Raw genomic sequence first — 9,791 nt, 5'->3', positions numbered from 1 at the left:
GCAGCTCGTAGCGGGTCAGGTCCTGGTTGATGTGCCCGGCCTTGATGATGTCGCCGTACTTCAGGGTCGGGTCGTTGAGCTTGTAGGCGTTGTAGGGGATGTACATCTCGCGCTTGCCGACCAGCTTCCAGTCGTAGCGGTCCGGGGCGCCGGAGAACATGTCGAAGTTATCCGAGGTGCGCAGGCCGTCGGCGGCGGTGCCCGGGCCATCGTAGGCCACCTGCGGGGCGCGCCGCACGCGGCGCTGGCCGGCGTTGTAGACCCAGGCCAGGCGCGGCTCCTTGACCTGGTCGAGGGTCTCGTGGACCAGCAGCACGTTGCCCGCCAGGCGCGCCGGCGCGGTCACCTGCTGCTTGAAGAAGGTGAGGATGTTGGCCGCCTTGCTCTGGTCGAGGTCGGGCATGTTCTGCGGGAATGCCACCGACTCCTCGAAGCGGATCGGCGTGAAGCTGCCGTTGGTCTGCGGGGTAGCCTGGACGATGATGCGCTTGAGATTGCCGCCGCGGTAGCGGGTGATGTGGTTCCAGAGCACTTCGACGCCGTTCTTCGGAATCGGGAAGGCGTAGTAGCGGCTCTTCTCGAAATTCGACAGGCCGTTGCCGTCGTTGATCGGCTGCACGTTCAGCGCGCTCTGCCTGACCGCCTCGTCGATCTCGGCCGGCAGGGCCACCGTGCGATGGGTCTTGTACACCGGGATCCGGTAGGTTTCCGGGTAGCGCTTGAACATCGCCAACTGGCCGTCGGAGAGCTTGTCCTTGTATTGCTCGACGTTCTGCGCGGTGATGGTGAACAGCGGCTTCTCGTCGGCAAAGGGATCGGAAAGGAAGCCCTTGCCGTCGACCTTGCCAGCGCTGGCCGCGAGGCCGCCGGTCCAGCCCGGGATGCTGCCGTCGGCGTTGCCTTCCTTCTGCGCGCCGATGGGGGTCAGGCTGCTGCCGAGCTTGGCGGCCTCGTCGGGCGAAACCGCCGCCGTCACCGAACCGGCCAGCAGGCTGAGGGCCAGCGCCCCGGAGGACAGGAGTCGTGCTGTTTTCATGCGTCGTTATCCTTGTTCGTATCCGCGAAAGCGGCCGCCCCGAGGGGCGGCGGACCTCAGAAGTTCACCCCGAAGCTCACCGCGAGGAAGTCGCGGTCGTTGATCGGGTTGTAGTTGCCGCCGAAGAAGTCGGTGTAGCTGATGCTGGCGGTATAGGTGTTCTGGTAGTCGGCATCGAGGCCGACGCTGACGGCCTTGGCGCCCTCGCTGAAGTTCGGCCCGTAGCCCTCGACGTCGTGCGACCAGGCCAGGTTCGGCTTCAGGTTGACCCCGGCGAACACGTTGGGATATTCGAGGATCCCACGCAGGCGGTAGCCCCACGAGTTGCGGGTGTAGAAGCCGTGGCTGTTGCACTCCTGCGGGTTGGCCACGTTGAGCGCGCCGGTGCACAAGGCGTTGTTCGGCAGTTCGCCGATGCCGTAGATGGCGTCGCGGCCGTAGCGCAGGTCGTCGCCGTCGACCCCGCTGAGGTGGTTGTAGCCGACTTCGCCGACCACGGTCAGGCGGTCGGCCGCCAGTACCCGGTCGAAGAACTGGGTGACGGTCACCTGTGCCTGGGTCACCGGCTTGCGCACGTAGCCGTTGATCACCTCGCCGGCGCGCGGGGTGGCGAAGCCGCTGTCGTAGATCGGGTTGCCGAACAGGGTGGTCGGGTAGATCGCGGCGATCGACATGTCGGTGCTGTTGATTTGTAGCGGCATGTTCGGCCGGTAGCTCAGCTCGCCGGCCACCGAGGTGCTGCCGATGTTGGTCTGGAAGCTCAGGCCGTAGAGGCGGATGTCCTCGGGATAGTCGATGAAGTAATAGCCGGTGGAGCGCCCGGTGACCGGGTCGGAGGTGGCCAGGCCGTTGCCGGCGATCACGCTGTAGTACGGGTTGCGACTGTGGTAGTTCATCGCGTACAGGCCGAACTCGGTGTCGTTCAGCTCCGCCGCGTACCAGCGCAGGGCCAGGCCCCACTGGCCGCTGTCGCGGGCATCGCGATCGCCGGCGCGCGGCAGGTAGCGGTAGCCGTTGGCCGGGTTCGGGTCGAAGTCGCTGCCGGCATAGACCATCCGCTCGCAGCCATCGGCGACCACATCGGTGGTGGAGAAGAAGGTGCCGCAGTTGTCGATCACCGTCTGGTCCCATTCCAGTTGGTAGAAGCCTTCGACGGTCAGCGCGTCGCTGATGCCCTGGGACAGGTAGAGCATGTTCACCGGGATCAGGCCTTCCTTGATCTCCGCGCCGGGCCGGCGGAACGCGGCGACGTCCATCGGGTTGATGCTGTTGATCGAGTTCTGGATGAACGTGCTCTCGCCCCAGCTCACCACCTGCTTGCCGACCCGCACGCTGCCGGGCAGGTCGCCGATGCTGTAGTTGTGGTAGAGGAAGGCATCGAGCAGCTGCGCCCCGGAGGACTTGGCGCCCTCCTTGCGATTGTGGTCGTCGATGTCGTAGAGCAGGCGGTGTTCGTCCTTCAGCTCGAAGTCGTACCAGTACTTGCCACGGAAGAACGCGCCGGTGTCGCCGTACTTGAGTTCGAGATCGTGGATGCCCTTGAAGATCTTCGAGAAGGTTTCGCCCTTCTTGAAGTTGAGCCGGCCGTCGTCGGAGGTCTGCGACGAGGCGTGGCCGCCGTTGCGGGTGCCGATGTAGTCCTTGTCGGCGGAACGCATGGACCAGCTGGCCCCCACCGACAGCGACGAGTCGAATTGCCCTTCGATCTCCCCGATGTTGAATGACACGGCCGAGGCCTGGGTGGCGCAACCCAGGGCTGTGGCCGCAGCGAGTGCGTGCAGAGGGAAGATTCCGCGCCTTTTTGTTGTTGTCATGCGGCTCTCCTGACAGGGTCGAGGTGGCTACACCCTACCCAGCGGCCCGAACGGCGGTAAGCGCACCAAGGAGGTATTCCGGCTGTCGCCCGAAAGAGTGAACAGGGGCCCTGGAAAGCGCCTCGGCGAACGCCATATGCAGGATGGATACGCCGTCATCCAGTGCATGGATGACGGCGCGGCACTGTTCCGCCGGCGGCGGCGATGGCATCCTTCGCTGCATGCAGCCCGAACAGTCCATTCCCGCCGACCGCGACCTCGCCGACGCCACCCGCGAGACGGTCATGCGTTATCACCTCAGCTGGAAGCACCGCGACATCGACGCGGTGATGGCGCTCTATCATCCCGAGGTCGAATACAACGACTTCTTCCAGAACCGCCGGATGCGCCTGGCCGATCTCCGCGAGTACGTCGAGGCGACCATGCCCAAGGGCCCCGACGAGTCGCTGGAGCACACCGACCGTATCCGCTTCGACGGCGATACCGCCTTCATCCAGTACCGCCTGCGGGTGACCCTCAGCGGCCGCCTGGCTTCGTTCCGCGCCAGCGAGGCGATCACCGTGCACGACGGCCTGATCTGGCGCATCAACGAATACGCCTCGCTGGTCCACGAAAGCGGCGGCGGAGCCCAGGCCGGCGGCGACGGCCGGCCGCCGGCCAGCCGCCTGGGGCTTTCGGCCAAGCAGCTGAGCCTGCTGGCACGCGACCTGGAGCACTACTTCCAACAGGCCCAGCCCTATCTCGATCCGGACCTGGACCTGACCCAGGTGGCCAATGCCACCGGCTATACGCGCAACCAGATTTCCTACCTGCTCAACCAGGTGCTCGGCCTGAGCTTCTACCAGTACGTCAACCAGACCCGCCTGCAACACCTGCTCGGCCAGCTTTCCGGCGAGCTGCCCGGACGGGTCGACGAACTGGCCTTCGCCGCCGGCTTCAATTCGCTGTCGGCCTTCTACCGCTGCTTCCGCCAGCACACCGGCCAGTCTCCGCGCGAATACCTGAAGCGCCTGTCGTCGCGCCGCTGAGATTTCCCAGCGGACCCGCGCGCACGACAGGCGCACGGCATCTTCCTACTCTCGCCGCATTCCCCCTTCCCTCTCGCTATGGAGCCCTCTATGTCGGCCTGGCGCCACCTCAGCCTGTGGATGAATCAACTGGACGATGCGCTCGAAGCGCGCCCGTCCCTGGAAGAATCCCTCGAGGTCGACGTGGCCATCGTCGGCGCCGGCTACACCGGCCTCTGGACCGCCTATTACCTGAAGCGCCGGGCGCCGCAGTTGCGCGTCGCCATCGTCGAGGCGGAAACCGCCGGCTTCGGCGCCTCGGGGCGCAACGGCGGCTGGCTGATGGGCAACCTGCTCGGCGAGGACGGCCTGCTCGCCGGCTTGCCGCCGGAACGGCGCCGGGCCGGCTACGACCTGCTGCACGGGATTCCCGACGAGGTCGCGCGGGTGCTGCAAGAGGAAGGCATCGACTGCGACTACCGCAAGGGCGGCGTGCTCTACTGCGCGGCGCGCTACCCGGAACAGGAACGCCGCCTGCGCGCCTATCTGCATGATCTCTATGCCGAAGGCCTGGACGAAAGCGACTACCGCTGGCTGACGCCGCAGGAACTCGACCAGCAGTTGCGCATCCCCGGCAGCTACGGGGCGATCCATTCGCCGCACTGCGCCACCATCCAGCCGGCCAGGCTCGCGCGCGGCCTGGCCCGCGCGGTGGAGCGCCTGGGCGTGCGGCTGTTCGAGAAGAGCCGGGTGCTGCACTGGCAACGCGGCCTGCTGCGCACCGAGCGCGGCGAACTGCGCGCCGAATGGATCGTGCCGGCGGTGGAAGGCTATGCCGCCAGCCTGCCGCCACTGGGCCACTACCAGTTGCCGGTGCAGAGTCTGCTGGTGGCCACCGAGCCGCTGCCGTCGTCGGTCTGGGCGGAGATCGGCCTGGAGCGCGGCCAGGCCTTCAGCGAATTCAGCCGCCAGGTCACCTACGGCCAGCGCACCGCCGACGACCGCCTGGCCTTCGGCGCGCGGGGCGGCTACCGCTTCGGCGGCAAGCTGCGCAACGACTTCAGCCTCGACGACGAGGAAGTCGGCCTGCGTCGCTACCTGTTCGGCGAACTCTTCCCGCAGCTCAAGGACGCCAGGATCAGCCACACCTGGGGCGGCAACCTCGGCATGGCCCGGCGCTTCCGCCCGCACATGCTGCTCGACCGCGCCAGTGGCATCGCCCTCTCCGGCGGCTACGGCGGCGAAGGGGTCGGCGCCAGCAACCTCGGCGGCCGCACCCTGGCCGCGCTGATCCTCGGCGAGGACAGCGAGCTGCTGCGGCAGCCCTGGGTGCTGGGCGAGCGTCCACTGGACAGCCTGGCCCGCTGGGAACCGGAACCCTGCCGCTGGCTCGGCTACAACGCGATCATCCGCAGTTTCGTCCATGAGGACCGGGTCCTTGCCGATCCGCACAGCGCGCCCTGGCGCCGCAGCCTGGCGCAAACCCTCGCGGCCGGCATGGAAAGCCTGATGCGCTGAGAATCCCCTCCACCTCCCACAGAGGAAAAACCGCATGGCCCTGACCCTTCTGAAAAATACCGCCGGCGCCGATCTTGGCGCCGCCAGCCCGGTCGCGGTGCCCCTTGGCGAGCCGGTCGCGCAGACCCGCGCCTACGCCGTGGAGCGCACCGACCAGGTGGAAACCGGCATCTGGGAATGCACCCCCGGACGCTGGCGGCGGCAGATCGTCGAGCAGGAGTTCTGCCACTTCCTGCAAGGCCGCTGCACCTTCACCCCGGACGGCGGCGAGACCATCCGCATCGAGGCCGGCGATGCCCTGCTGCTGCCGGAGAACAGTCTCGGCGTGTGGGATGTGCAGGAAACCGTGCGCAAGAGCTACGTGATCATCCACCGCTAGCCCGGGCGGCGCGACGGCGTCACTCGAAGCGCCCGTGGCGCCCCTCGCCGTCCTTGAAGCGCTGCGCGCCCTCCAGGGTCTCGCCGCTCTCGATCACCGCCAGTCCGCCCTGGAATTCGTTGGCCAGGGCCACGTCGAAGGACAGTTCCCACTGCGCATATACGCTGGCGCGGTCGGCGAGCATGCAGGTCTGCGGGAAGGCGGCGAGTTCCGCCGCCAGCTCCTCGGCCTCGGCTCGCGCCGAACCGCTCGGCACCACCCGGTTGGCCAGGCCGATCTGCAACGCTTCGTCGGCCTTCACCGGACGCCCGGTGAGGATCAGGTCGAGCGCCCGGCCCTGCCCGACGATCCGCGGCAGGCGCACGCTGCCGCCATCGATCAGCGGCACCCCGAAACGCCGGCAGAACACTCCGCAGATGGCGTCCTCGGCCATCACCCGCAGGTCGGCGAGCAGCGCCAGCTCCAGCCCGCCGGCCACCGCATAGCCTTCGATGGCGGCGATCAGCGGCTTGCCGAGCTGCATGCGGCTCGGCCCCATCGGTCCGTCGCCCTCCGCCTCCAGACGATTGCGCCGCTCGCCATCCTCGGCTACCGCCGCCAGGTCGGCGCCGGCGCAGAAATTGCCGCCGCTGCCGGTGAGTACCGCGACCCGCGCCGTATCGTCCGCTTCGAACTCGCGCAGGGCGTCGGCCAGGGCCTGGGCGGTCGGCCGGTCCACCGCATTGCGCCGCTCCGGGCGAGCGATGACCAGGGTGGTGACCGGGCCGTTGCGTTCGACGATGACACTCATGACAGACTCCCTGCGGAAAAAGCGAAAAAAGACACCGGCCGGATGGCAGAAGACCGGCGTCAGCCGGTCTTCACCTTAGTCCTTTTCCCGCGGCCGCGCCGCATCCGCCGGGCGTCTCAGAGCGCGTGCTTCTGCAGGTTGGCCATCATTTCACGGAGCGCCTCGACGTTGTCCGCCGGGTGCGCGGCGTTCTCGAAGTCGCAGATCTGCTGCCAGTGCGCGGCCACGTCCTCGGCATCGAAGCCGGCCTTCGGATCGAAGCCGAAGCCCAGGCTGCGCTCCCAGCGCACCTTGCCGATCCAGCCACCGCCGACCTCATAGAGCCCCGAGGTATCCTCGCAGGCCGAGCTGCCGAGGTAGACCACCAGCGGGCTGACCAGCTCCGGCTTGAGCTGCTCGAAGACCTGCGGCGGGATCAGCCCCTCGGTCATCCGCGTACCGCCGGTGGGGGCGATGGCGTTGACCAGGATATTGTTCTTGCGCCCTTCCAGGGCCAGGGTGCGGGTCAGGCCGTAGAGGCCGAGCTTGGCCATGCCGTAGTTGCTCTGGCCGAAGTTGCCGTAGATGCCCGAGGTCGAGGAGGTGAACACCACCCGCCCGTAGGCCTGCTCGCGCAAGTGCGGCCAGGCGGCGCGAGTGACCTTGTAGGCGCCTTCGACATGCACCTGGTAGACCAGGTCCCAGTCGGCGTCCTCCATCTTGTGGAAGGTCTTATCACGCAGGATGCCGGCATTGTTGACCACCACGTCGACGCGGCCGAAGGCGTCCAGCGCGTTCTCCACGATCCTGCCGCCGTCCGTGACCGAGTCGTGGTTGGCCACCGCGGTGCCGCCGGCGGCACGGATCTCCGCCACCACCTTGTCCGCCGCCGAGGCACTGGCGCCTTCGCCATGGGTGCTGCCGCCGAGGTCGTTGACCACCACCCTGGCGCCATGCTTCGCGAACAGCAGGGCATGGGCGCGGCCAAGGCCGCCGCCGGCTCCGGTGACGATCACGACTTGGTCGTCGAAACGCAGGGCATCGCTCATGTTCGGGACTCCAGGGCAGTAGGAAGGATTGCCCGAGTGTCGGCCAGCCCGCCGGCGGGGACAAGGCTTCGCGCCGCCATGAATGGCGCCCGATAAGGCAGCGGGATGTTCCGCTTCAGTCGAACGGAATGTACAGCCGGCCACGCGGGCCGAGCTTGAACAGCCACCAGTCGTAGTTGTGCCGGACCACCACCAGCAGCAGGCTGCCGAGCAACGCGAGGCCGGCGCCGACGGCGTACCAGCGACTGCCTTCCTGCCAGCACAGGTAGCCGAGCCCGAGCGCCAGCAGCAGGCCGAGTTCGGCGAGGACCATCCCGGACTGGCGGATGAACGGCTGCGCCTGCACCATCTGGCGGAACAACCAGGAGCCCTCGTCGAACACGCGCAAGGGAGAAACGGGATCGTGCATGGAGACCTCCATGGGTGACGAAACGCCTCGTCCAGCGAGGCGCCAGCACCCTAGCCCCGATCCTTGCGCGATGGCACTTGCTGCAATCTCAAACTCGCTTAAGAAAACTCTGAATCATCCAGTCGGGCGCGAAACGCCAGGTAATGTTCGAGCACCGCCGCCGGCGCTTCGATCTGCGGATAATGGCCGATGCCATCGAGCAGCACGCAGTCGGCATCGGCGACCAGTTGCCGGTAGCGCTCGACCATGTGCGCCCCGGAGATCGGGTCGACGGCTCCGTCGATCACCCGCAACGGCACCCCGCCGTGCTGCAACGCCGCCACCCAGCGCTCACGCTGCTCGCGGCGGTCGACGATGTAGCGGATCAGGCGATGCATCACCCGCTGCCCCTGGTTGCTTTCGATCAGGCTCCAGAAGGCATCCAGCTCGGTCTCGCCGGGCTGGCTGCGCGGGCCGAAGACCTTGGCGAAGTTGCGCGCCAGGGCGCGGCGGTCGAACAGCCGGCCGAACAGCCCGCCCAACGGGCTCAGCAACAGCTTCTGGCTGAGCACCGGGCGGTGCGTTTCCGGGAACAGTCCACCATTGAGGAACACGCAGGAGGCGAGCCGCAGCCGGCCTTCGTGATGGCGGGCGAGCAGTTCCTGGGCGACGCTGTCGCCGTAGTCGTGGGCCAGCACGTGCAGCGGCTCGTCGATTCCCAGGCGGCCGAGCAGCGCCTGTTGCAGGTCGGCCTGCTCCAGCAGGCTGTAGCGATGGGCGCGCGGCTTGGCCGAATCGCCGAAGCCGAGCAGGTCGCAGACCAGCACGCGGTAGCGCTGCGCCAGCGGCTCCCAGAGGTAGTGCCAGTCCCAGGCGGCGCTGGGAAAACCGTGGATCAGCAGCAACGGCCGACCCTGCCCGGCTTCCCAGTAGCGGATCGGGAAGCCCTTGAAATCCAGAGTGCGGCCGCGCCTCCGCCAGGCCTCCAGGGGAATGCCGGGCAGCGCCGCGGTCACTGGCGGTAGCCCGGGTTCTGCTGGTCGAGCTTGCGCAGCAGCGCCGGCCAGGCGAGCTGGCCGCCCATGCCGGTCTTGCTGCGCATCACCCCGGCGATCATGTCGCGCGCGCCGGCGAGGATCTGCCCCGGGATGTGGATCAGCTCGGCGCCGCCGCTCTGCGCCATCACCTGTACCTCGCAGGCGCGTTGCAGGGTGAACATCATGAGGAAGGTATCGGCGATGGACCCGCCGCAGGTGAGCAGGCCGTGGTTGGGCAGGATCAGGAAGTTGCTGGTCCCCAGGTCAGCCTGCAGGCGGGCCTTTTCCTCATGGTTCAGGGCGACGCCCTCGTAGGCGTGGTAGGACAGGCTGGAGAGCACGAACAACGATTGCTGCGACAGCGGCAACAGGCCCTGCTTCTGGCAGGACACCGCGATCCCCGCGGCGGTATGGGTGTGCAGCACGCACTCGACGTCGTGGCGGACCTCGTGCACCGCGCTATGGATGGTGTAGCCGGCCGGGTTGATCTCGTAGGGGCTGTCCATCAGCTTCTTGCCGCTGGCATCCACCTTCACCAGGCTGGAGGCGGTGATCTCGTGGAACATCAGGCCGAACGGGTTGATCAGGAAGTCCTCGGTGCCCGGCACCTTGGCCGAGATGTGGGTGAAGATCAGGTCGTCCCAACCGTGCAGGGCGACCAGCCGGTAGCAGGCAGCGAGATCGACGCGGGTCTGCCATTCGGCGGCGGAGACCTGGGCTTGCACATCGGCGGGCAGGGAGTGAACGGCGGTCACGGCGGCATCCTCTTTTGTCGTTATCGGATGCCCGCAGTC

The 9,791-nt window shown here is 67.5% G+C and carries 10 protein-coding genes; 3 read left to right on the top strand and 7 right to left on the bottom strand.

All coding sequences use genetic code 11. The features are described from left to right. Both HMPREF2914_RS16485 and HMPREF2914_RS16480 read right to left on the bottom strand, forming a co-directional pair. Window positions 1-1,036 (bottom strand): DUF1329 domain-containing protein (locus tag HMPREF2914_RS16485; protein WP_070702833.1); only part of this gene is annotated, 1,036 nt, incomplete at its 3' end. A gap of 56 nt (window positions 1,037-1,092) precedes the next feature. Beyond that, on the bottom strand, window positions 1,093-2,850 hold the full coding sequence (locus tag HMPREF2914_RS16480; protein ID WP_003102337.1) for a DUF1302 domain-containing protein: 1,758 nt from the start codon (window positions 2,848-2,850) through the stop codon (window positions 1,093-1,095). Window positions 2,851-3,134: 284 nt separating this feature from the next. Between HMPREF2914_RS16480 and HMPREF2914_RS16475 the strand changes: the two genes are divergently transcribed. From HMPREF2914_RS16475 to HMPREF2914_RS16465, 3 genes are all read left to right on the top strand, one after another. Next, complete coding sequence (locus HMPREF2914_RS16475) at window positions 3,135-3,878, top strand: AraC family transcriptional regulator (protein WP_073668237.1); 744 nt, start codon at window positions 3,135-3,137, stop codon at window positions 3,876-3,878. 90 nt (window positions 3,879-3,968) lie between these two features. After that, window positions 3,969-5,375: an NAD(P)/FAD-dependent oxidoreductase gene (locus HMPREF2914_RS16470; protein ID WP_023092617.1), complete on the top strand. Its 1,407-nt coding sequence runs from the start codon at window positions 3,969-3,971 to the stop codon at window positions 5,373-5,375. A 34-nt stretch (window positions 5,376-5,409) separates the two neighbouring features. Next, window positions 5,410-5,754, top strand: a complete 345-nt coding sequence (locus HMPREF2914_RS16465) for a cupin domain-containing protein (RefSeq protein WP_003091873.1) — start codon at window positions 5,410-5,412, stop codon at window positions 5,752-5,754. 19 nt (window positions 5,755-5,773) lie between these two features. Here HMPREF2914_RS16465 and HMPREF2914_RS16460 read toward each other — a convergent pair whose 3' ends face one another. The 5 genes from HMPREF2914_RS16460 to HMPREF2914_RS16440 all read right to left on the bottom strand — a co-directional run bounded on the left by HMPREF2914_RS16460 (window position 5,774) and on the right by HMPREF2914_RS16440 (window position 9,752). Beyond that, window positions 5,774-6,544, bottom strand: coding sequence for a crotonase/enoyl-CoA hydratase family protein (locus tag HMPREF2914_RS16460; RefSeq protein WP_003091874.1), 771 nt, complete (start codon window positions 6,542-6,544; stop codon window positions 5,774-5,776). Between the two features lie 116 nt (window positions 6,545-6,660). Then, a complete protein-coding gene (locus tag HMPREF2914_RS16455; RefSeq protein ID WP_003111019.1) occupies window positions 6,661-7,572 on the bottom strand; it encodes an SDR family oxidoreductase in 912 nt (303 codons plus the stop codon). A gap of 115 nt (window positions 7,573-7,687) precedes the next feature. After that, complete coding sequence (locus HMPREF2914_RS16450) at window positions 7,688-7,981, bottom strand: hypothetical protein (RefSeq protein WP_003111018.1); 294 nt, start codon at window positions 7,979-7,981, stop codon at window positions 7,688-7,690. 98 nt (window positions 7,982-8,079) lie between these two features. Then, window positions 8,080-8,976 carry an alpha/beta fold hydrolase gene (locus tag HMPREF2914_RS16445; protein ID WP_003102328.1) on the bottom strand — a complete coding sequence of 299 codons (897 nt, stop codon included), beginning with the start codon at window positions 8,974-8,976 and terminating at the stop codon, window positions 8,080-8,082. Then, window positions 8,973-9,752: a class II aldolase/adducin family protein gene (locus tag HMPREF2914_RS16440; protein WP_003091880.1), complete on the bottom strand. Its 780-nt coding sequence runs from the start codon at window positions 9,750-9,752 to the stop codon at window positions 8,973-8,975. The genes HMPREF2914_RS16445 and HMPREF2914_RS16440 overlap by 4 nt, the downstream gene beginning before the upstream one ends. Between the last annotated feature and the right edge of the window lie 39 nt (window positions 9,753-9,791).

It is taken from the genome of Pseudomonas sp. HMSC067G02 (genome assembly GCF_001813485.1).
Taxonomy (GTDB): domain Bacteria; phylum Pseudomonadota; class Gammaproteobacteria; order Pseudomonadales; family Pseudomonadaceae; genus Pseudomonas; species Pseudomonas aeruginosa.
Note: the sequence above shows the minus strand (reverse complement) of the source record. Positions and strands in the feature narration are given on the sequence as shown.